This window comes from Acinetobacter sp. GQ146 (genome assembly GCF_059758585.1).
In genome coordinates this window covers 101,996-124,580 of the sequence record NZ_JCAXDV010000007.1, presented here as the reverse complement: position 1 = coordinate 124,580, position 22,585 = coordinate 101,996, and the positions used below count along the sequence as shown (strand labels likewise).

19 protein-coding genes and 1 tRNA gene are annotated in these 22,585 nt (G+C 40.4%); 17 read left to right on the top strand and 3 right to left on the bottom strand.

Annotation, left to right across the window (positions count from 1 at the left end; translation table 11 throughout):
• The first annotated feature begins 25 nt into the window (after positions 1–25).
• The 5 genes from AC6CHI_RS12255 (at position 26) to AC6CHI_RS12235 (ending at position 6,496) form a co-directional block, all read left to right on the top strand.
• Positions 26–1,669 (top strand): AMP-binding protein, encoded by a 1,644-nt coding sequence (locus AC6CHI_RS12255; RefSeq protein WP_498121566.1) that lies wholly within the window; start codon positions 26–28, stop codon positions 1,667–1,669.
• A gap of 204 nt (positions 1,670–1,873) precedes the next feature.
• Positions 1,874–2,344, top strand: coding sequence for a Csu type fimbrial protein (locus AC6CHI_RS12250; protein ID WP_498121565.1), 471 nt, complete (start codon positions 1,874–1,876; stop codon positions 2,342–2,344).
• 22 nt (positions 2,345–2,366) lie between these two features.
• Positions 2,367–3,104: a fimbrial biogenesis chaperone gene (locus AC6CHI_RS12245; protein ID WP_498121563.1), complete on the top strand. Its 738-nt coding sequence runs from the start codon at positions 2,367–2,369 to the stop codon at positions 3,102–3,104.
• A 15-nt stretch (positions 3,105–3,119) separates the two neighbouring features.
• A complete protein-coding gene (locus AC6CHI_RS12240; RefSeq protein ID WP_498121562.1) occupies positions 3,120–5,492 on the top strand; it encodes a fimbria/pilus outer membrane usher protein in 2,373 nt (790 codons plus the stop codon).
• 23 nt (positions 5,493–5,515) lie between these two features.
• The gene (locus AC6CHI_RS12235) at positions 5,516–6,496 is read left to right on the top strand and encodes a Csu type fimbrial protein (protein ID WP_498121560.1); all 981 of its coding nucleotides are present in this window, start codon (positions 5,516–5,518) and stop codon (positions 6,494–6,496) included.
• Here the strand turns inward: AC6CHI_RS12235 and AC6CHI_RS12230 are convergent.
• A complete protein-coding gene (locus tag AC6CHI_RS12230; protein WP_498121558.1) occupies positions 6,493–6,972 on the bottom strand; it encodes a Csu type fimbrial protein in 480 nt (159 codons plus the stop codon). The genes AC6CHI_RS12235 and AC6CHI_RS12230 overlap by 4 nt on opposite strands.
• Before the next feature lie 263 nt (positions 6,973–7,235).
• Between AC6CHI_RS12230 and AC6CHI_RS12225 the strand changes: the two genes are divergently transcribed.
• The 5 genes from AC6CHI_RS12225 (at position 7,236) to AC6CHI_RS12205 (ending at position 10,790) form a co-directional block, all read left to right on the top strand.
• The gene (locus AC6CHI_RS12225) at positions 7,236–7,979 is read left to right on the top strand and encodes a HesA/MoeB/ThiF family protein (protein WP_498121649.1); all 744 of its coding nucleotides are present in this window, start codon (positions 7,236–7,238) and stop codon (positions 7,977–7,979) included.
• A gap of 47 nt (positions 7,980–8,026) precedes the next feature.
• A complete protein-coding gene (locus tag AC6CHI_RS12220; protein WP_498121648.1) occupies positions 8,027–9,325 on the top strand; it encodes an ABC1 kinase family protein in 1,299 nt (432 codons plus the stop codon).
• An 81-nt stretch (positions 9,326–9,406) separates the two neighbouring features.
• On the top strand, positions 9,407–9,787 hold the full coding sequence (gene folB / locus AC6CHI_RS12215; protein ID WP_498121556.1) for a dihydroneopterin aldolase: 381 nt from the start codon (positions 9,407–9,409) through the stop codon (positions 9,785–9,787).
• Positions 9,744–10,193 carry a 2-amino-4-hydroxy-6-hydroxymethyldihydropteridine diphosphokinase gene (locus tag AC6CHI_RS12210; RefSeq protein ID WP_498121555.1) on the top strand — a complete coding sequence of 150 codons (450 nt, stop codon included), beginning with the start codon at positions 9,744–9,746 and terminating at the stop codon, positions 10,191–10,193. The genes folB and AC6CHI_RS12210 overlap by 44 nt, the downstream gene beginning before the upstream one ends.
• 66 nt (positions 10,194–10,259) lie before the next feature.
• The gene (locus tag AC6CHI_RS12205; protein WP_498121553.1) at positions 10,260–10,790 is read left to right on the top strand and encodes a COG3650 family protein; all 531 of its coding nucleotides are present in this window, start codon (positions 10,260–10,262) and stop codon (positions 10,788–10,790) included.
• Between the two features lie 67 nt (positions 10,791–10,857).
• Here AC6CHI_RS12205 and coq7 read toward each other — a convergent pair whose 3' ends face one another.
• Positions 10,858–11,493, bottom strand: a complete 636-nt coding sequence (coq7, locus tag AC6CHI_RS12200; protein ID WP_458892789.1) for a 2-polyprenyl-3-methyl-6-methoxy-1,4-benzoquinone monooxygenase — start codon at positions 11,491–11,493, stop codon at positions 10,858–10,860.
• 3 nt (positions 11,494–11,496) lie between these two features.
• Positions 11,497–12,816, bottom strand: a complete 1,320-nt coding sequence (locus tag AC6CHI_RS12195; protein WP_498121551.1) for an MFS transporter — start codon at positions 12,814–12,816, stop codon at positions 11,497–11,499.
• Between the two features lie 200 nt (positions 12,817–13,016).
• Between AC6CHI_RS12195 and AC6CHI_RS12190 the strand changes: the two genes are divergently transcribed.
• The 7 genes from AC6CHI_RS12190 (at position 13,017) to AC6CHI_RS12160 (ending at position 22,533) form a co-directional block, all read left to right on the top strand.
• A complete protein-coding gene (locus tag AC6CHI_RS12190) occupies positions 13,017–15,782 on the top strand; it encodes an autotransporter assembly complex protein TamA (protein WP_498121549.1) in 2,766 nt (921 codons plus the stop codon).
• 31 nt (positions 15,783–15,813) lie between these two features.
• Positions 15,814–20,334 (top strand): translocation/assembly module TamB domain-containing protein, encoded by a 4,521-nt coding sequence (locus tag AC6CHI_RS12185; RefSeq protein WP_498121548.1) that lies wholly within the window; start codon positions 15,814–15,816, stop codon positions 20,332–20,334.
• A gap of 231 nt (positions 20,335–20,565) precedes the next feature.
• Positions 20,566–20,642 (top strand) — tRNA-Met (locus tag AC6CHI_RS12180).
• Positions 20,643–20,778: 136 nt separating this feature from the next.
• The gene (locus tag AC6CHI_RS12175; RefSeq protein WP_458892785.1) at positions 20,779–20,997 is read left to right on the top strand and encodes a transposase; all 219 of its coding nucleotides are present in this window, start codon (positions 20,779–20,781) and stop codon (positions 20,995–20,997) included.
• A gap of 172 nt (positions 20,998–21,169) precedes the next feature.
• A complete protein-coding gene (locus AC6CHI_RS12170; RefSeq protein WP_458892784.1) occupies positions 21,170–21,379 on the top strand; it encodes a cold-shock protein in 210 nt (69 codons plus the stop codon).
• Positions 21,380–21,656: 277 nt separating this feature from the next.
• Entirely contained in the window at positions 21,657–22,016 is a 360-nt protein-coding gene (locus AC6CHI_RS12165) for a hypothetical protein (RefSeq protein ID WP_458892783.1), read from the top strand.
• Between the two features lie 247 nt (positions 22,017–22,263).
• On the top strand, positions 22,264–22,533 hold the full coding sequence (locus tag AC6CHI_RS12160; protein ID WP_458892782.1) for a hypothetical protein: 270 nt from the start codon (positions 22,264–22,266) through the stop codon (positions 22,531–22,533).
• Positions 22,534–22,585 lie beyond the last annotated feature (52 nt).

Below are 22,585 nucleotides of genomic sequence, written 5' to 3'. Positions count from 1 at the left end.
TGCAAAAGGGAACGAGGTTGTGGTCATGAAGACATTGGTACAAGCCCATGAAGAATTTAATCTGGAACAGGCTATTCAAGAACAATTGCTAGGACATCCACAGGCAATCAATGCCTATGTTGAATGTTGCGAACGCTATTTGGGTCAGCACAAAACAGCACTGCTTTGGGAAGGTAAACAGGGTGAATCGCAGTCTTGGAGTTTTGAGCAACTGGCGGAAGCTTCAGGTCAATTAGCCAATTATTTGCTTCAAATTGGCATTCAGGCTGGCGATTGTGTGGCCGGGTTGCTACCAAGAACTCCAGAATTGTTAATCACGGTACTGGCGACTTGGCGTATTGGTGCAGTTTATCAACCTTTGTTCACGGCTTTTGAATCTAAAGCGATTGAACATCGAATAGATGTTGCCAAAACGCAGCTTATTGTGACCAACAGTGAGCAACGCATCAAACTCAATCAAGTTGAAATTCCACATATTTTAACCGTTCATGCCGGTCAAGATGGGATTCAGACAGATCCAGATTTTTGGCAAGAACTTGCGGCACAGCACTCGAACTGTGCTGCAGTGATGCGTCATTTTGATGATGACTTTCTGATGATGTTTACCTCAGGTACGACGGGGTTGGCAAAATCTGTCCCTGTACCGTTGCGTGCGATTTTAGCTTTTAAAGGCTATATGACGCATGCAGTCGATTTGCGTGAGGAAGATTCCTTCTGGAACTTGGCGGATCCAGGCTGGGCTTATGGTTTGTACTACGGCATAACAGGCCCACTCAGTTTAGGGCACAGTATTATTATGGATGAGCGACCATTTAGTGTGGATCAGGCCATCGAAATTTTAAAAAAGTATCAGGTTTCCAATCTAACGGGTTCACCAACGGCATTCCGTATGTTTTTTGGGTTTAAAGAAAAATTTGATCAATCTATTCAACAGCACCTCCGTGTGGTCAGCAGTGCGGGTGAACCGCTCACTCCTGAAGTGATTCATTGGTTTAATCATGATTTAAATGTCAATATTTATGACCAATATGGTCAGACCGAATTAGGTATGGTTATTGCGAATCATCATGCATTAGCCCACCCTAAAAAAGTTGGTTCTGCGGGCTTTGCAATCCCTGGGCATCGCTTCGCAGTCCTTAATTCTGAGCATCAAGAGCTGGCCGAAGGTGAGGCTGGAACTTTAGCCATTGATTGCTCGCAATCGCCTTTGTTCTGGTTTAAAGGTTATGAAGGAAAAAACCGAAAATCATTTGTGGGTCAATATTATTTAACGGGTGATACCGTTCAGTTAAATGAATTTGGCGGGATTGATTTTATTGGTCGTGCTGACGATGTCATTACAACGTCAGGATATCGAGTTGGACCCTTTGATGTGGAGAGTACCTTATTAGAGTGTGAAGAAGTGTTGGAGTCTGCCGTTATTGGTAAGCCTGATCCAGAGCGCACTGAAATCGTTAAAGCTTTTGTGGTCTTAAAGTCGCAATATTCTGCGAGTGAGAATTTGAAGAACCAACTGCAACAGTATGTGCGTTCACGATTATCTAAACATGCCTATCCTAAAGAAATTGAATTTGTATTGAGCTTGCCGAAAACATCGAGTGGCAAAATACAGCGTAATTTGCTTAAACAACAGGAAATTGCTTTACAGCAAATCCATAAGGCAGGCTAAGCTTTTTGTGAATTGATAAACTCTTGCTCTTGCACCCGAAAGGGTGCTTTTTTTTGTACAAAATTCAGGCTTTTTTTAGAGTAAAAGCTCTGTTTTTTATGTAATTTAAATTTTTGTAAAAAGCCTTTACAGATATTTTTTCACCGATATAATCCAAAACCATTAATTTAAATGTGTTGCAATTCACTTTATTTGGGGTTGTTTATGAAAAAAATCATTCTTTCTGCAATTTTTGCAACTTCTGCATGTTCAGCTATTGTGACGCATGCGGCAGGTACAGATTCAGCCGAGTTTCAAGTAAAAATTACCGTGAATGAATCTTGCAAATTTTCATCTGCACAGCATGTTGAGTTTAATGCTGTAGATCGCTCTACCAAAGCAGGCAGCACTGCTAAAGGTCAATTGAATGTAACTTGTACCAAAAATACCCCATATAAAATTGCTCTTGAGGGTACGGGTGCTATGAGCAATACTAATCTTTCATCTGCAAGCAAAGTTCCATATAAATTATATCAAGATGCGGCTCGTACTGCAGAGTGGGATGCAAGCAATTTACTTTCTAAAACAGGTAATGGTAAAGATCAAGCCATTCCAGTCTATGCGAAATTAGCTGGCGATACCAATGTGGAAGCTGGTAACTACGTTGATACAGTTATTGCGACGGTAACTTATTAATTTTTATTCAAGGGTCAAGCGAGTGAAGCAATATATCAACACATCTATTTCCTGTATTTGTACTGCTCTTGTTTCACTCCTTTCCACGCCTGTGTATGCTGCGAGTTTGCAGGTTTCACCTATCTCGGTTAGTTTTGCTCCGCAAGAAAAAGCCAAAGAAATTTGGTTAACCAATACCAGTGATCAGCCCATTCGTGCGCAAACTCGGGTATTGAGCTGGGTTCAAAGCAATGCTCAGGAACAACTCGATCCTTCACGTGATTTAGTGGCAAGCCCATCGATTACTGAAATTAAAGCAGGTGATCGTCAGCTTATTCGTGTGTTACGGATTAATCCAAAAAATACTGGGGTAGAACAAACCTACCGACTACTGATCGATGAGTTACCAAGCTCAGCACAGAGCACGCAACAAGTGGGTTTGCAATTGTTGCTGCAATATTCAATTCCTGTATTTATTCAACCAGCAGAATCAATTGCTGCTAAAAATGGTTTAACTTCCTTAGATCAAGTAGTTTTCAAATACCAACAACAGCAATTAATAGTGACCAATCATAACAAGAGTCACATTCGACTGAGTGAACTCACTTATATCAATCCGAATGGTGAAACAATTCCACTGATTAATGGATTGGTGGGTTATATCCATAATGGCCAGACCATGAAGTGGAGCGTTCCTTTTACACCACAAATGCAGCCCAACGGCAAATTTTCTGCACGTATTAATACAGATGGATTAGCACAAACCTTGCCTATCCAATAAATTATGATGGGGAAGTTGGTTTACCGGAACACATTGGCTCAGGTGTTATTTTGCTCCTGTAGTTTTACTTTATATCTGCCAGTTGCTTGGGCAAATGAAGAGGGGCTACCGAATCCTATTGTTCATGAGCAAGAACTGTACTTAAGTGTGGTCCTGAATCAATCAGTGAGTTCCGTATTTGGTCATTTTATACAAACCAAGCCATCCTTGCTGATTTCGCGTGAAACGCTACAAGAATTAAATCTCAAGGTGAATGTACCGGATGCGGTTGATCATTCAGGCTTTGTTGCATTAAGCGATATTCAGGGTTTGACTTATCACTATCATGCTGCGGAACAACAAATTGAACTCAGTGTTCCTGCCGAAATTCTCCAGACGCAGACGACCTCGGGTTTTATTCAGATTCCCGCAGCAAAAGTGAATCCAGAACAGATCAAACCCGGACTGCTATTTAATTATGATCTTTATACACAGGCGACTGAAGATCTCTGGTCTTTAAGTGGCTGGAATGAGTTGCGCCTGTTCGGTGTGGGGACTGGAAATATTTTGAGTATTTCAGCCAATCATGCCTATACCAAGAGTCAAGCTGCAGATGACCTTTCAAGTCAAATTTTAGATAGCTATTGGCAAAAAGATTTTGCAGATCGAAGCATTAGTCTCATTGTTGGGGATAGTCAGTCACGCGCCTTGGACTGGACTCGTTCTACTCGGATCTCTGGGTTAAAGATTGCCAAAAATTTTAATTTGCAACCTTATCAGGTCACGTCACCACTCGCATCGTTTAAAGGTTCTGTCCTTGTACCATCAACGGTCGATTTATTAATTAACGGGATTCAGCAGAGTAGCAGTGAAGTTTTACCTGGACAGTTTGATATACAAGCGGCACCATCCATTTCAGGGGCAGGCAATGCTCAGCTTGTAATTACTGATTTAAACGGTCAGCAACGTGTGGTGAATTTTTCTTTATTTGGTACTACACAATTATTGCAGCAAGGACTGACTGACTGGGAGCTAAATTTAGGCGTCAATAAACTCGATTATGCTGTAAAGTCATTTAGTTATGGTAATGAACCTGTGGCTAACGCAACCTATAGATTTGGCTTAAGCAATAATACAACTTTAGAAAGCCATGCTGAATACTCTAGTGACGTGGCTTTGGCTGGTTTAGGCTGGGTGCATCGTTTACCGAATACGTGGGGATTATTAAATGGTTCTTATAGTTACAGCGAACTTGAACAACAAGCTGGGCAATCTTTTTCGATTGGGTATGAGTGGAATAATCCCATTTTTAATATTTCATTGCGTCACCAGCAAACCGATGGAGCTTTTGGTGATTTGGCCAGCGCACAGGGTTATGATTATATCAAACGTTCTGATCATGCTTTTTTGGGGGTTAATACCGATTTTGGTCAATTCGGTGGTAGCTATATTGCGCAAAAATATCAAAATACCGAAAATGAATACTTGGTCTTTAATTGGTCCTATTATTTTCCTTCAAAAAAATATCTAACTTTTAATACCACCCGTAACTTGAATGATCAAGAAAACACGTTCTTTTTGTCTTTGAATATTCCACTGGATCGTCAGCGTAATGCAACATTGAATGCACAAAAAGATACCGAGCGAAATAAGTTATCCGCCAATATCCGGAAGTCAGCTTTGCAAGATCAGGATGATTGGGGCTGGCAAAGTAATATTGAATATAGTGATGATGAGAATTACAGCTTACAAGGTCAGATTCAGCGCGAAACTCAAGTGGGTGAGTGGGATGCAGGTTTTCAAACGGCAAAAATTAATGCCGAAGACTATACCACCTTGGTCGGCTCAGCACGCGGCAGTGTAGTGATGATGGAAAAATCAATTTTTCCAATGCGTCAGTCCTTAAACTCATTTGCTGTAGTGTCAACCGAAGGTGTGGCAGATATTCCTGTTCGCTTGGAAAATCGAGTGGTGGGTAAAACCAATCGCAGAGGATTATTATTGATTGATGCTTTAAATCCTTATCAGCATAATGATATTTCAATTGATACTCTAGATTTGCCTTTAGAATACAAGATTGAAACCACCCGTATTGATGCCGTCCCTTATAACGCCAGTGGTGTTGTGATTAATTTTCCAGTTTATAAAATCAGATCCATTCAGTTGATTGCACTGGACTCATCGGCAAAAGCATTGAAAATGGGGAGTCGGGTATGGGTGCAAGATTCACCACCAGATTTAGAGCATGTTGAAACAACAATTGTGGGACGTGAAGGGATGATTTATCTAGAGAATCCGACTTCAAACCAACTTTATGTAGAGCAGGATGGTGCTATTTGTCAGCTCAAGTTGCCAGATTTTCAACATCAATACGGTTTTCTCGATTTAGGGAGTCTGCAGTGTCGTTAGTCATATGTTTGAAGAGAAAATCTATGTATTTATTGACGCTGTATTTCAGCATAGCGCAAATCATTATTATTGGTGCGTTATTCTGGAGTCAGTCAGCTCAAGCATTAGGGAATAGAAGTTGTGAGTTATCTGGTCCAGATCTTAATTTTGGTTCTGTTTCGACTACAGGGAAAACAAGCTATATCAATTGGCAGGTCACTTGCCATTTAAGCGGTATCAAGCAAACGGTGAATGTAGCCTTATGTCCTTATATTACAGCTGGAAGTTTGGGCAATGTGAATAATCGTCGATGGATGATTAACGAATCAACTTGGCCACCCAGCTATTTATCTTATAATTTATTTTATGATCCTGCATTGACCCAGAAAATTGATACAAAGGCAGATATAGCATCGTTAAAATGTAGCTATGAAACAATAGGACCTAAAGATAATAATAAAACATTCAATCTTCCTATTTATGGGTTTGTTTATGCTGCACAGAATGTAACGGCAGGTTTTTTTGATAATCGTGGCAATACCCAAATTGTTTTACTTTATGCTTTTGATGATGAAAAAAAACCAACAGCAGAAGATGTGCTGGCTAATTCTAGGTATCCAGCCACGAATAGTTTCCGAGTGGTGAGTAATTATGAGAATAGCTGTAACCTGATTTCTGCATCGGATTTAAATTTTGGTCAAATCAATGATTTTTCTAAAGCGGTAACCAGTAGTACACGTGTCACTTTGTCTTGCCCACTTAATACAAACTGGAAGGTTGGGTTAGATCAAGGTTTAAATTATGACGGAACTACACGTCGTATGCGCAATGGAGCTGACTATATCGGCTATGAGCTTTATCAAGATGCAGGCTATCGTCAGCCTTGGAACACTACCGATGCCTCTCAGGGTACAGGTACGAATGGTACTCAAATTATTCAGATCTATGGCAAAGTACCCCAAAGCGCAGTTGTCGTTCCACCTGGGGAATACCAAGATACGATTACCATTACCTTAACCTATTAATAGGTAATAACAGCCGTGACTTTGTCGGTATAGGTTCCTGCCGGGACATTGGTATCCCTTTGATCAATGCTTCCCCAAACAGGAACTTTCTGGATTTTTCCTGTACCAGTATCGCGGTAGCTGTTTTGGTTGTCACTGCCCCAAGGGTTTGTGCGGCTAGCATCTTGATATAAAACATAGGGAATACTAACCGTACTGCTGTCGGCTGCCATCATTTTTCTTTGGCTTTGCAAGGCAATATTATAAGGTGTGCCTTGCGTGCAGGTAATAGCAAGCTGAGTATTCTGCATACTTGCTTTAGCTGAGCGATTCACTGTACCAAAATCAAGAGCTGTACCATCGGCAGTGGTGATGTTGCACATCTCTTTAATGGTAATGCTAACATTAAACGAGGTTGAATCTTGCTGGGCAGCATAGACGATAAACGACGCTGCCATTAATGAACCCGCAAAAAGTACCGAATAATATAATTTCATGAAGTGTTTAGGTGTTTATGACTCTTAGTTTTAGTTCAGCATACCTGATTTTTATGAACGATTCTTTTCCTAAATTTAATGATTGTTCAAATTCTAATAGATTAATAATTTATTTTATCGATGCGAGTTATGCTCGGGCACTAAATGCTATGCCTGTGCAAAAGTATTATCCTATATAATATTTCACTGACCATATTTACACTCACAACGGAATAGCAGTGAACGCAGTCAATGAAAGTGATCTGGAATTAACAGACGATGAAATGCATTTATATAGCCGACAGATTTTACTCGAAGGTTGGGATATTACTGCACAAGAAAAATTAAAATTAGCCAATGTCTTGATTGTGGGGTGCGGTGGAATTGGTTGTGCGACGGCTGAATTGTTAGCACGTGCAGGGGTGGGAAAAATTACGCTGATCGATGCAGACCTCATTGAGGTGAGTAATTTACAGCGTCAAATTGCTTTTACTCAAGCCGATTTAGGGTGTTATAAAGCCGAAATTTTGGCGAAACGACTGAGTCAAATTAATCCTTATATTGCTGTTGAATACCATATAGCCAAATTGGATGAAAATAACGCTCAACAACTGATTGCAGCACAGGACTTGGTTTTGGATGGCTGTGATAATTTTAGCACGCGTTATTTGGTCAATCAGGTGTGCAAACAGTTCAATATTACTTTAATTAGTGCATCGGCCATAGGTTTTCAAGGCCAGCTATTTATGGTGGAAGCCGATTCTGCTTGCTATCAATGTCTGTTTCCGAAAGAGCAGCATGTTAATGAAAGTCTGCGATGTGCGGATTCAGGTGTCCTTTCGACGACTCCGAATGTCATGGCAAGTTTGCAGGCACATCATGCATTACTATATTTAGGGCTGAATCGGACCCCACTGCTACAAAAACTGTTGTTGTGGGATGGTTTAAGCATGAAACAGCGGATTTTATCCTTTGAGCAAGACCTAAATTGTCCAGACTGTCAGGCAAGATCAACCTTAACCCCTTAATTATTTGCTAAACTCTGAATATGCTCTTTTGACCACCTTCAAATATGATGAAAAATAATATCTGGCTGGATGGACTGCGTTCAGTTGCCCGTATGGGTGAAACAGCAGTCGTTGCTGCAAAAGCAGGTTTTAAATACGCGACTGAAAAGCCGAGTAATGCCAAGTTAATGCGTGAAACTTTTGAGGATTTAGGCTCAACTTATATTAAATTGGGGCAGTTTATTGCCAGCACGCCGTCCTTATTTCCGCGTGAATTTGTTGAAGAGTTTCAGGGGTGTCTAGATCAGACTCCGTCATTACCCTTTACCTATGTACAACAAGTTTTAGCCTCTGAATTTGCAGGACGGAATTTAGATGAAATCTTTGCGTCTATTGAGGAAAAGCCTTTAGCTTCTGCATCCATTGCGCAAGTCCATGCTGCGAAACTGGTCACGGGTGAAGACGTTGTGCTGAAAATTCAGAAACCTGGTGTAGAAACCATTCTCTATACCGACTTGAATGTATTGCACTGGGCCACCAAAATTTTGGAAAAAGCAGTACCCAAAGTGAAGTTTGCTTCTTTGGCTGATATTGTAGATGAAATTAAAACGCGTATGGTGCGTGAAGTTGATTTTATTGAAGAGGCGCAAAATATTGATGATTTTGTAAATTATTTAAATATTACGCAAAATAAGGCTGCAACAGCGCCGAAAGTCTATCATCAATATTCGACGCGCCGTGTGCTTACCATGCAGCGACTGTTTGGTGTGCCATTAACCGACTTTGAAGTTGTAAAAAAATATGCCAAAGACCCGTCACAGGTGTTGATCACGGCCATGAATACATGGTTTGGTAGCTTGATGATGTGTAAGAGTTTCCATGCCGATTTGCATGCCGGAAATTTAATGCTGCTAGAAGATGGTCGCATTGGTTTTATCGACTTTGGAATTGTGGGGCAATTGAATCCTGAAGTTTGGACAGCCTGTATGGCATTTATGGATGCTTTGCAGCGCACAGATTATACCCTCATGGCTGAAAATATGCTGAAAATGGGCATGACCGATGTCGCTGTTGATACCAAGGTTTTGGCAGCTGATCTGGAACGCTTATTTAGCGGTGTATTACTGGCTGATCCACAAGAAATTTTAAGTTCAAATCCTGCGGATCTAAATGACGTGATGATGGATATGGTTGCCGTTGGTGAACGTCATGGTATCCGCTTCCCGCGTGATTTCGCGCTCTTGTTTAAGCAAATGCTATATTTCGATCGTTTTATGCGCGTCCTTGCGCCTTATACCGATATTTATGCAGACCAGCGTTTACAAATGGTGCAAACTATCGATCCGAATTTGATGTTAAAAAATTAAACCTCAAATTTTCTTGATCAGTTCATGGCTTTAGGCCGAGTTTTTTAAGCCATGAACCATCTGAAATTTAAGAGTCAGGTTATGGATGCAATTGTAATTGAAGGTCTAAAGGTCAATACGGTTATTGGCTGTTTTAATTGGGAAAGACAAATTGTTCAACCCTTAATGTTGGATTTGATCATTCAAACTGATTTAGAGGCTGCAGCCAATTCTGATGAATTAGACGACACTTTAAACTATGCTGAAATCTGCAGCATTTCTGCCAGCGTCATTCAAAAAGCTCAACCAAAATTAATCGAACATGCTGCAAAATTGGTACTCAATGCGCTTTTTACTACCTATCCAGTGATAGAATCGATTAAAATTACGATTCGTAAGCCTGCCATCATTGCAGAAGCAAATTCTGTAGGAATTCGTCTTGAACGCCACCGACACGATTTTCGCCTTAGCACTGGCGAGTAACCTCAATCCTCAGCACAATTTTCAATATGCACATCAACGCATTTGTGAACTTGGCTCAGTTGAATTCTCCAATATTTATATTATTCCTTGTCGGGATGGTGTAGGGGAAGACTATTGGAATGCGGCTTGTTTATTACGTTCATCACATCAACCCGAACACATTATTGAATGCTTAAAACAGTGGGAAGCCGCATCAGGTCGTGTACGTCCTTCGCACCAGATCTCACTTGATGTTGATTTGATTGCTTGGGGTGAATCTTTGCAGCAGATGCAGTTTAATCCCAAAAAAATGCCGCTTGCACTTGATGTCAAAATCCCGATGTCGGATCTGTGGTCACATCCTTTATTTATCCATCCCGAACAGCATTTTCCTATTGTGCAATGCCAAGAAGTCATTAACATATAAAAACGAGTTGGTTCGCTTTGCTGTTTTAAAATATACAAGACAGTCGCTTTAAGAGACGCTTTACTCATGAAAATTCGAATTTATATAACCGCACTCTTAAGCCTTTTGGCCGTAGGTTGTAGTTCCAACGCACCAGTCGATAACACAGGAACCACACAGCCGACCATTCCCTCTACAGAGATGAGCAGCGATGCTGAGACCTTATTACCAGCTTTGAAACAAGCTGTTTATCTGTATATTCAGGAACAAGCGTTGTATCAATATGCATTTGTGGATTTAAATCGAGATGGTTTACAAGATGCAGTGGTATTGTTGAGAGGAGCGAACTGGTGTGGTACAGGTGGCTGTACGCTCTTGGTTTTTCAGGGAATGAGTGGAAACAGGTTCCAACCATTGAGTAAAATGACGGTTTCGGATGTACCCGTCTATGCCTTAAATACACAAACCCAAGGTTGGTCGGATTTATCGGTCTACACTAGAGGTTTGGGACAAGTCATTTTGCAATTTAATGGACAAACTTATCCAAGTAACCCTTCATTACAGCCAAAATATACCGGTAATTTACAACAGTCAGGCAATAAAGTTTTAATTCAATAGAAAATCTCTCTAATAAAAAAGCAGTGTATGTCACACTGCTTTTTTTATGTAATGCACCCTGCGATGATTAAATATAGTAACTGGTTTTGGTCATTAGCTTGGAAATAGCGGTCATGGTCATTTTGACTGGTAAAGGCAAATCTACGCCACCTGCATTCAGCGCTGTATCACGATGATGTAATTCATCTTCATTCATTTGCTCGAGAATTTTACGGGAACGATTATCCTGAGCAGGCAGTTGGCTAATATGATGCTGTAAATGCAAGCTGACCTGACGCTCAGTTTCAGCCACAAAACCTAGGCTGTATTTATCACCGGCAATGCCCGCAATGGCACCCATACCAAAAGACAATCCATACCAAATAGGGTTGAACACACTGGTATGACTATCGAGCTCTTTTAGGCGATCTTCACACCACGCTAAATGATCTTGTTCTTCAATCGCAGCTTGTTCCATTTCGCGTCGAACATTGGGAAGTTTGGCCGTAAGAGCCTGACCATGATAAAGCGCTTGAGCACAGACTTCACCACTATGATTGACCCGCATTAAGCCTGCCACATGACGAGCTTCACTCACCGCCAAATGAGTTTCTTCTGGAGAAGCCGGATTTTCACGTTGCGCTACTGTAGTACCAGGCACTAAACTGCGCAAGGCTTGGTCAAATGAGTGAATGAGCTTATCAATACCAGTGTAGTGACGCATAGGTTATTCCTCTAAAGAAACTTGGGTATTTTGCAGTAAAGGTTTTAGGCGCACTAAAAGCCAAATACTAAACAAAGCGCTAAGAACAGCTGTAATACAGAAAAGTATTTTAATATCAATTTTTAAGACACTTAAGATAATAATTGAAAAAATTGCAGAACTGACCATAAACACAGCATTTAAAATATTGTTGGCAGCAACCACCCGTGCACGGTGTGAGCGTGGAGAATAGGCCTGCATCATGGCATAGAGCGGAACAATATAAAAACCGCCACTGATTCCAAGCAACGTGACAGCCAACATCACATGATAATAACTCCAACCTTGATGGAAAACGTCTGCTAAATGTAAGAGTTCACCCGTGCGTACTGGCACAAAGGATAAACTGGCGGCCAAATATAATGCAAACACGGTTAATCCTATTGCCCCAATTGGCACCATTTTGAGATTGACTTTGCTTCCACCAAGTCTGCGACAGAGTAATGAACCAATTCCAATACCGACAGAGAAAAAAGTCAGCAGCAGACTGACGACGTTTTCCGAAGCATGTAAATTTTGTTGGGTGAGTTGAGGGATTTGTGTCAGATAGGTGGCGCCATAAAACCAATACCAAGAATTTCCCAATAAGACTAAGTAAATTAAGGGAATACTTCTGGCATATCTTAAGGTTTCAAAACTGGTTCTCAAAAAATTCCAATCGACTTTGATGTCAGGCGAAGTCACATTTTGTTTTAAAATAAAACGACTGGCGATAAAGCCGAGTATCGCAATTGTCACAATCGTGATGCTGATCCAGAGTAAGTTCCCTTCTGATGCGGAAATTACCGCTCCACCCAAAATCATACCAATTAAAATGGCCATGGATGTGCCAGACTGAAATAAGGCATTTCCCGACATCAATTCATTGGGTTTTAGAATCTCGGGCAAAATTGCATATTTAATCGGGCCAAAGAAGGTGGAGTGCGTGCCCATTAAAAATAAGGCCAGCAACAAAAGCCATAAATGTCCAAGTAAAAAGCCGGCACTACCAATCAGCATAATGATAATTTCTAGCACTTTAATGCCTTGAACCAAGCGTGCACGTTCATATTTATCGGCAATTTGCCCAGCAGTGGCTGAAAAAATGAAATAAGGCAGAATAAACAGCAAGGCCGCCAGATTATTCAAGGTGCTCACATCGGCATTTTGCTGGTTAATCCAGCCATATGTAATGACGAGTAATAAGGCTTGTTTATAGACATTGTCATTCAATGCGCCAAAAAACTGAGTCGCAAACATCGGTAAAAAACGACGTGAGCTTAAAAGATGTTCTTTTTTTTCCATGACAATGTGAACTTCATAAAGTTTTATTAAGAAATGTGAGCATCTGGTAAAATAGCAAAGAAAATCATGTATGATATTTTAATCCTATGCTGTGGTGAAAAATCAATAAAATTGAGTTCTTTGGCCAGTATAATTTTTAAACTTTCCACTATAAATACGAAGGGCTACAGAATAGACCCATCATGAGTTTAGAGTATTCTATGCTTGTTAAGATCAATTTTAAAAAGTCACCACTGACATTGAGTGTGAACTCGATCATGCAGTGGAATCATACCAACAAAAGATTGTGTTTGAGTGCTTTTTTAATATTTTTTGCCCATTATAGCTTCGCGCAAGAAGTGGATGCCGTTTCCGCAGAAAGTGCCACGGTGAGCAGTATCAATCAAGCAGCACAAGATGAATTGAACGCGCAAATACAAGCAGATGCACAAAATTTAAGTCGCGCGCAACAAGCGGAAAAAATTGAAAACTCCAAAAATACCGACCCTGCATTAGATAGTTATGCCATGCTGCAATATCAAGAGCAGCATAGCAATGAAATAGAGGTATTTAAGCCGATCACGTTTGATGAGCTTGCAGAGCTGCCAGTCGCACCTGTGGATCAGGAGATGGCAAACGAAATTTATAATGTTGCCAATGAAGCAAAAGCCGAAGCGGAAAAATATCGTGCAGGTCAAACCCAAGACATGGTGGTGGCAAATCCGACTCCGCAAGAGCTCACTGAAATTAATCAGGCTCCTGTAAATGTTGATCAGTTAATGTCTAGCATTCATGCGGACAGTAAAATTGTGGTTGAAGCAAATGAATCGGGCAAAACGCTGGCTGAGTTAGGGCTTGAAACTGAAACCAATGTGGAAGAGGAAAAAGGATTTTTTAAACGTTGGTATTATAAATTACGACCATCCAAAAATGATTTAGAAGTAGCTAAAGTACCTCGTATTAAAGCTGATGTTGTCATGGTTCAAGCTACCAATACCAATCCTGATTTACCCGAAAAAGAATATCAGCAGGCGATTACCAATTTAAAAAATAATGTGAACGCCAAGCTTTCGAGTTTTACCCAAGAGTCTTATGGTGATTTTAATGCGGCCTTACCACAATTACGGAGTTTGGCAACGCTAGCAGCACAGGCTGTCGGTTTTTATCAAGCCGAATTTAAATTTGAAAAAACCAGTGAAAGCAAAGTTACGGTTTATATTAAGCCCAATATGCCAGTCTTGGTTGAAGAACAAAATATTGAATTTTCAGGCGCTGGTGCTAATCGCCCTCAATTTCAAGTGATTAGTGTTTTACCAGATTTGGATATTGGTGATGTATTGAATCATGGCTTATATGAGCAAACCAAACAACGCATATTAGAAGCGGCTGGTAACAACGGTTTTTTTGATGCCTATTGGCGGTTACATGATGTAAAAGTCGCTCAGCCGCAAAATACCGCGGATATTAATCTTCGTTTTGAAACGGGTGAACGCTACAAACTGGCAGGTGCAGAATTCCGTATGAGTGATCCTTCCAAGCCATTTCCGCTGGACATGGATATCTTAAGGATGATGGTACCTTGGGAAGATGGCGCAGATTACACCTTATGGCGTGTGAATACCTTAGCCAATAACCTAACTAACTCAAGGTATTTTAATTACACCTTGGTGGATGCGGTAAAACCAGATCCTGTGATAATCCCCCTAGAATTGCCACCTGATTTGCAGGAATTGGTCGATCAGGAGAAGCTGGCTGAAAGTGATTTACAGGTACAAAATCAACAAGAGCTGAATGCGGCTAAAGAAGTGACGCAATCGGTGGTCAATGAAGATCAATTTGCTGGTACGGAAGATCAGGAACAGGACTCAGAAGTTCAAATTCAACGTGCTGCGCAGAATGCTCGCTTGGAAGAGGAAGAGCGCCTCAAGCTACAGGCCCGTGAAGAGCTTAAAGTCCCTGTGATCGTTACTTTAAATGCAGATCGCTTAAATAGTGCGGAAATTGGTGCCGGTTGGGGGTCTGACACGGGACCTCGTTTAAGAACCACTTATCGTCGCTCGATTGTCAATTCGCGCGGGCATTCTTTTGATGCAAACTTAGAGTTGTCGCAAATTCGTCAAGCGGTAGATGGTCGCTATAACATTCCTTATAACCATCCATTAAATGACTATATTAGTTTGGTCGGTGGTTATGAACGTGAAGAACGTGATGATGTGGCCAAAGGGAATGGGTTAACGATTGAATCCGCCGTGATTGGTGGTGACCGAATTATTAAAAAACCAATGGGGAATTGGCAACATACCTTCGGTGTACGTTATCGACTGGATCGTTTAACCCAAGAAGGTGTTGTAAATGAAAACGATATTCCTGATGCGTTCTTAGCCAGCTCGGATACTGAACAACAGTCTTTATTGTTGGGCTATGAGGCTTCACGGGTCGATATGGATAGACGTGTCAATCCAACCCAGGGCTTTAGGCAAATTTATAAAGTTGAATTGGGGAGTGAGGCTTTACTCTCAGATGCAGATATGGCGATATTAAATGCCGGTTGGCGTTTTATCTATTCACTGGGTGACGAGAATAATCATCAATTGATTGGTCGCAGTGATTTGGGCTATATCGTGACGGAAGATTTTAATAAAATTCCTTATAACTTGCGTTTTTTTGCAGGCGGGGACCAGTCGATTCGTGGCTTTGATTATAAGAATTTATCTCCAGAGGTTGATGGTTATAAAGTCGGGGGACAAGCTTTAGCTGTCGGCTCATTGGAATACAATTATCAATTTAAAGAAGGTTGGCGTGCAGCAGTCTTTAGTGATTTTGGTAATGCATATGATAAAGATTTTAGTAATGATACCGAATATAGTGTGGGTTTAGGGGTACGTTGGGAATCTCCGATTGGACCACTGCGTATTGATGTTGCTTCAGGCATATCGGATGAAGGTCACCCGATTCGTTTGCATTTCTTTATTGGTTCACCACTTTAAAATTTAGACTTTATTTGTACTTGAGAAGGTTATGGCTGAAGTAGAACAGCAAAAACAAGAGTTACCTGAAGCACCGACACCTAAAAAACGCCGCGTTTTTAGGAGTGTGATCTTAACGCTGTTCATTCTTATCGTTTTGTTAGTTTCAGCTTTTGCCATCATGTTTTCGACAGATAAAGGCAGTAAGTTTTTATTAAACCGTGTACTTGAACGTCAGCATGTTATTCATTATGAATATGAAGGCGGTAATCTTTTAAAAGGAATTATTCTTAAAAATGTTAAGGTGACGCTGGCAGCGGTAGATGTAAAAATTGACCGTGCAGATGTGACTCTGGGTTGGCGTGCCTTAGTGCATAAAGAAATCCATTTATACAGTGCTGATGTGCGTAATTTGCAAATCATTACCAAATTACCGCCAAGTGATAAGCCATTCGCATTCAAAGAAATTAAGCTGCCATTCACGTTGCGTCTAGATCATGCAGACGTCGATCATCTATTAATAAAAACCCATGCAGCGTCGGTCAATTTTAACGATATTGTGCTGAATGAAGCCCTTTGGTCAAACACCAAATTAGAATTTAAAGACTCTAAAGTGGATATGGGTTATTTATCTATCCGTAATGCTGCTGGTGATATGGATTTCCATGGGAATTACCCGTTGAATGCAAAGGCCTTGGTTAATATTCCTGCACTGAATCATAGTTTGCAAGTTCGAGATATTCATGTGGTGGCTAAGGGGAGTTTAGACACCATTAGTGCTGGTTTCGCGACCAATACACCAGATTTATTGTCGGGCTGGGGTGTGGTTCATCCTGTACGGAGTCATGTCCCTATGTTTGGCCAATTACAATTTAAGAATTATCACTGGCCATTACTCACTGAGCAGAAATTATTTACTCAAGCAGGAGCTTTACATTTTAAAGGCAATATCCAACGCTTAAATTTAGGTTTATCTACCGATTTAACAGGGCAGAATATTCCCAAAGGTAAATATACGGCAGTGATGCATACCGATTTAATTCATCAACTCAATATTGATCAATTTAATGGTCAGGTGATGAAGGGGACGGTCACAGCAAAAGGACTGGTAAGTTGGCAAAAGCATGTACATTGGGATGTACAAGGTCGTCTTAATAAAATTGATCCGAACGATAAGTTGATTCCGCAAGTGGTGAAAGATTTCTTGCCACCAAGCTTGGATGCCAAAATTGCTTCGACCGGTCGTTTGGAGAAAGGGCTACATCTCACTGGTTTGGTTGATTTTGATCAGTATGAAACATGGAATCTGAAACTGAATCAAGATGAAGCCAAAGCGAAACAACCATCGCCGTTGCTGCTGGATATCGCATGGAAGGATATTGACCGCGCGATGCCTTATATTGGTTGGTTGAAAAGTGACTCAGGGGATGTACAGCTGCGTTTACTAGAGGGTCAGCAAAATATTCTGGTATCCACTCAGGTCGGGTTGCATGAAAGTGCTTTACTACCTGAAGGGGCTTATAAGGCACAATTAGAACTGAAAAAGAATGTCTTGAAAGTTCCAAGTTTTAGCTATGTTGCGCAGAAAGGAAGTCTTACAGGTCAAGCCAATGTGATCTTGCCGACTGAAAAGGCCCAATTAAAATGGGATGCAAAACTTAATGCAAAGGATTTTAATCCGCAAACGGTTGTTGCGGCAGCCCCGGTAGATTTGGTCAATGGACAAGTCTTAGCCAGTGGTTATGCCAAGCCAAATCAACATATTATTGAGCTCAAGTCAGTTAACTTGACAGGGCATATGCCACAGCAAGCTCAGCAAGAGTCTGTGCAATTAACAGGTAAAAGTACTATTGCCGTTTTATTCCATGACCCGAAATCGGGAGGTGGTTTTAAAAGCTTTGCAGTCAATTATGATGGCGCCTTGAAGTCGAGTAAAGTTAAAGAAAGCAATGGTTTATTAAAAATTAAAATTTCTGGCACACCTCAGTTGTTAAAAATTGCTGAATTCCAGCATGATGGCGCTGCAGGAAAAATTCAGGCCAATGGCAAAATTGATTTAAGCAAGGGGATTGGCTGGAATATCAAAGCATCGTTAATTCATTTTAAGCCGCAATATTTTGTGTCATTACTGCGGGGCGAGCTGTCGGGCAACATCCAAACGGAAGGGTTCTGGTCGGAAACCTTAAAACGAATTAATATTCAGAAGCTGAATGTTGCTGGTTATCTCAATAATAAACCAGTGCGTGGTACAGGTAACTTGGCGCTGGTCTTTAATAACAACCAGAAAGGCTTTTTGCCACAACAATTTGAAGCCAATAACTTGTTTATGGCTTATGCACAAAATCAGATTCAAGCCACGGGTAATGCTCAAAACTTAAGAATTAAAGTGAATGCCCCTGCCTTGTATGAGATCTACAGTGGATTACGGGGTCGTGCTTATGGCTATTTAAATGTGCAGTCTCAGCCGCGGTTACAAGCTACGGCTAATCTGGCAGTGGATGATTTCCGATTCGGAAATTTATTAAGTATGCGTAAGTTACGTATACAAGGACAGTTGCCAACTGCTGAAACGACCCCAACTTTGCTGAAAGCGGAAATGAATAATTTACGCAGTGGCAATCGTGAAATTGAAAATGGCATTGTGACTTTGGCGGGAACGCGTAAAGCACATGTATTAAGAGTACAAGCCAATAACCGTCTTAGTCAGTTTTATGTGCAACTTGCAGGTGGTTTCAATGGTCAAAATTCTTGGTTGGGGCAAATTCAAAAGGGTGATTTTGACTCGCTGCGGGTGCGTTTGGTACAACGTCAAAATGCTTCAGTGGTCTATAATCAAAACACTGCAGAGCTGTTTGTAGGGGCACATTGTTGGGCGAGTCAACAGAGTCAGCTCTGTTTCGATCAGCCAATACGCATCAGCAAAGCCAAAGGCAATATTTCCTTTGTCACGAAAAATTTGGATTTAAACGATTTTGCAGCATTTATGCCAGAGGGATTGGCCATTACAGGTAAAGTCAACGGCTATGCTAAAGCGGCATGGGCGCAAGGCACTAAACCTAAAATTGACGCACGTTTGGTCACGCGGCAAGGTGTTATTGGAATTGCAGCCGAAGATCCTCAAGATATCGGTTCTACTTTACGATATGACGAGATTTCGGTCATTGCGAAAAGTGTGCCGCAAGGTCTGCAAATGCGCTTTGACGTGAAAACACCTGAAATTGGTACGGGTTATGCCAACGTTATTATTGACCCGTATAAACCCAATAAACCGATGCAAGGTGAAATTGCCTTTGATGAGGTGCAACTCAAAGTATTTAAACCCTTTATTCAAGATATCCGTACATTAAGTGGGACATTGTCCTTTGCAGGGAAGATCGGTGGTCAGCTTACTGCACCGCGCTTAACTGGTGAAATGCGTTTAAAAGATGGCGCGATCAGTATGATTTCACTGCCAGTAAACTTGAGCAATATTCAAGTGTACTCATCGATTCAGAGTGATCACGCAACGATTAATGGCGCGTTTAATAGTGGGCAAGGTGTGGGTTTGCTCACAGGAAATGTCGACTGGCGAGGCGAACCGCGTATTCAGTTACATTTAAAAGGCGACAACTTGTTAATTCGCCAAGCACCACTCATTACCGCGTTAGTCACACCAGATTTTAGTCTAGATGTCACACCTTTCCAGAAAAAACTGGTGTTAAAAGGTGAAGTAAATGTACCGCGTGCTTTGATTTCAATGCCAGAGTCTTCTGCGCCTGTTGTGAATGTTTCCTCGGATGTCAGAATTGTGCATGAAGGACAAGACCAGTTGGCCATTCTTAAATCGGCACGACCTTGGGACATTAAAGCAGATGTCTTGATCAACTTAGGTAATCAGGTGGTATTCCAGGGTTTCAATAGTCGAATTCCATTGGTTGGTCGTTTATACCTTTCACAGCGTGGGGTAGAAGCTGCCATGCGTGCCAATGGTGCGATTGGGGTAAGCCAGAAAGTTAAAATTGAAGCCTATGGACAAAGTTTAGATTTAAACCGAGCAATTGCACGTTTTAACGGTCCATTGGCGAATCCGACACTCGACGTAGATACCAATAAAAATGTACAAGGCACGATTGTGGGCGTACGTGTGACTGGTACTGCAAGTAATCCAAATATTCAGGTCTATAACGATGGCGGTTTGTCTGAACAAGAGGCAATGAATGCGATTATTACAGGCCGTATTAATGAAGGTGCGAATAACATTAATCAGTCTGAAACCTTCAAGTCAGATGTCAATAATACGATTGCTGCTGCGGGGATCAGTATGGGCTTAGGTGGCACACGTGCCTTTACCAACCAACTCGGTCGTTCATTTGGACTAAGTGGTTTGGCTTTAGATGCACAAGGAACGGGTGATGACACACAAGTGAGTGTGACAGGCTATATTACACCTGATCTCTATATTCGTTACGGTGTTGGTGTGTTTACGCCAATCAATAAATTGACGCTACGTTACCAAATGAATCAACGGTTATATTTGGAAGCGAGTCAATCTGTCGATCGTGCAATTGATATTTTTTATAACTGGCGCTTTTAATTTCTACGTATTTAATAAAAAGCCATAAATATATGGCTTTTTATTTTGGAATATATTTTTAAATAGGATTTGTTGTTTTAAGTGATATAAAACAGTGGTTTTAGTTTAATTTTTATAGAGCGTGATGAGTGAATATATGTTGAATAGGCTTTTAAAAGATAAAATATAGAAAATTAATTTAAATATAATTTGCTTTATTTATAGCAAGAGAGTATAACTGTCTCACTCAGTTGCGGGGTGGAGCAGTCTGGTAGCTCGTCGGGCTCATAACCCGAAGGTCGTTGGTTCAAATCCAGCCCCCGCTACCAATTTTATTTTTATTTGTGATATAGATTTTCCAGTATATTGAAGTGTAGCAAGTTATTGTATTTTCAAGTTATTAAAAGAAGATTTAAGACCCCTCTTTAAGTTTTTCACAAATGCTCAAACGATGAGTAATTTATATTGAATTTATCAGTAGAATGGCAACAAGCCATTGCAGTTAATGGTCAATTAATTGATGTGCAGTTAATTCCCCTAATGCGAAGCCAAAATACCACATCTGGTTTTGTTGGTGTTGAAGTGGGAAAAATGATCGAACTTAGGTCAGGTGAAAAAATAGACCTGAACTTAGATGGTCGAAGTTTTTATATAGGTTTAAATCAACTTTATAAGTTGATTTAAACAACATATTCTTAACCTTAAATCAGAAAATATTTTTGGTTAAAGAGTTTGGGTAATCTAGTTTTGAAGTTTTAAATATTTAATTGTAAGTCTGCTTTTAATGTCAAAATTTCAAAATTAATTATTTTAATTTTGTTTAATTTAAGCGAATAAATGCTTAATAGGAATTTTTATGTCAAATACTGTGACTGGTACAGTTAAGTGGTTTAATGAAACTAAAGGCTTTGGCTTTATTGCCACTGATTCTGGTGAAGACGTTTTTGCTCATTTCAGCGAAATTGTTAGTAACGGTTTCAAAGTTTTACACGAAGGTCAACGTGTACAATTTACCATTACGCAAGGTAAAAAAGGTTCGCAAGCAAGCGGAATCGTTGCGGTTTAACTTGTATTTTGAGAGAGACTCTCAAAATAGTTGAACAGTAAAAAAAGCTCATCACAAGATGAGCTTTTTTTTGTGTCATAAAACGACATGCGAAATGAATTGCTTTAAAAAATGATGACTTTGCAATGTATGGATGATGTGAGCGAGAAAAAATCTATAAATCAAATGAGATAGAGGCATTAAAACTCGATATGCAGTCATTTCAGCCGATATTGTAGATAGATTTCTTATTTGCCAGAAGTTTGAGTATCATAGGGCGCATAATTGGAGAGTATTCATGAAAAAAGTGTATTTGTTGGCTGTGATGGCAGCACTGGTCGGATGTTCTGAAAAGAAGCCATTGACTCCTGAAGAACAATGGCATGGATACTGTACCAGTATGGGCAATGCGGCTCGTTCAATTATGTTGGATCGTCAAAGTGCGATTGAAAAAGATAAAGCAATTGAACATGCCAAAAAAATTGATGATGAGTTTACCCGAACTTTTATTCTGGACATCATCGAGCAAGTCTATGCGCTTCCTGAGGCAGAAATTAAGCAAGATAAAGATGCTGCAAGAGATAAGATCAAGGCACAGATTACAGAGAAGTGTTTGGTCACACCGCACGATAAATTACCAGAATATAAGCAGTTCTAATCGTTGCTACAGCTATTCTGTGTTTTAGACAGCCTTGCTTGACCATAAGCCTTGTGCGATGCAGCACAAGGCTTATTAATTTTTAAACTTTGAATAAATTAATCAGATTTACCACGCTGTTGGTTGCGCAAGAAAATAGCCTAAGCATTATCAAATTTAACGGCTTAAAATGCATGATCTGTATAGTAAATAGGCGGCTTTTACATAATAATTAAAAACGCATAATAACAATCAAAAGGGGTGTAATATGGAAGTTGTCGCATATCTGAATAATGCTGATCTTTTGTTAGAAGATGAAACTGGATGTGTCGTAATTGGAGGAAGCCATTACCTATTAACACTTGGGGATCGTGTCTTTATTCAACATCCGATTGATAAGGATGCAAAATTGTATGCCGTAAAAATTTCCTTTGTTGGTGCAGCACATATGATGCTGCATGATGATGAAATTCAGATCAAGTTTGAAGGCAGTAAAAGCGCTTTAACAGGCTATTTACAGCAAACAACTGTCCACTAAGGTGGTATGTTCATTTATCACCAAATCAGGCAACATCAAACCTGCCTTTTTT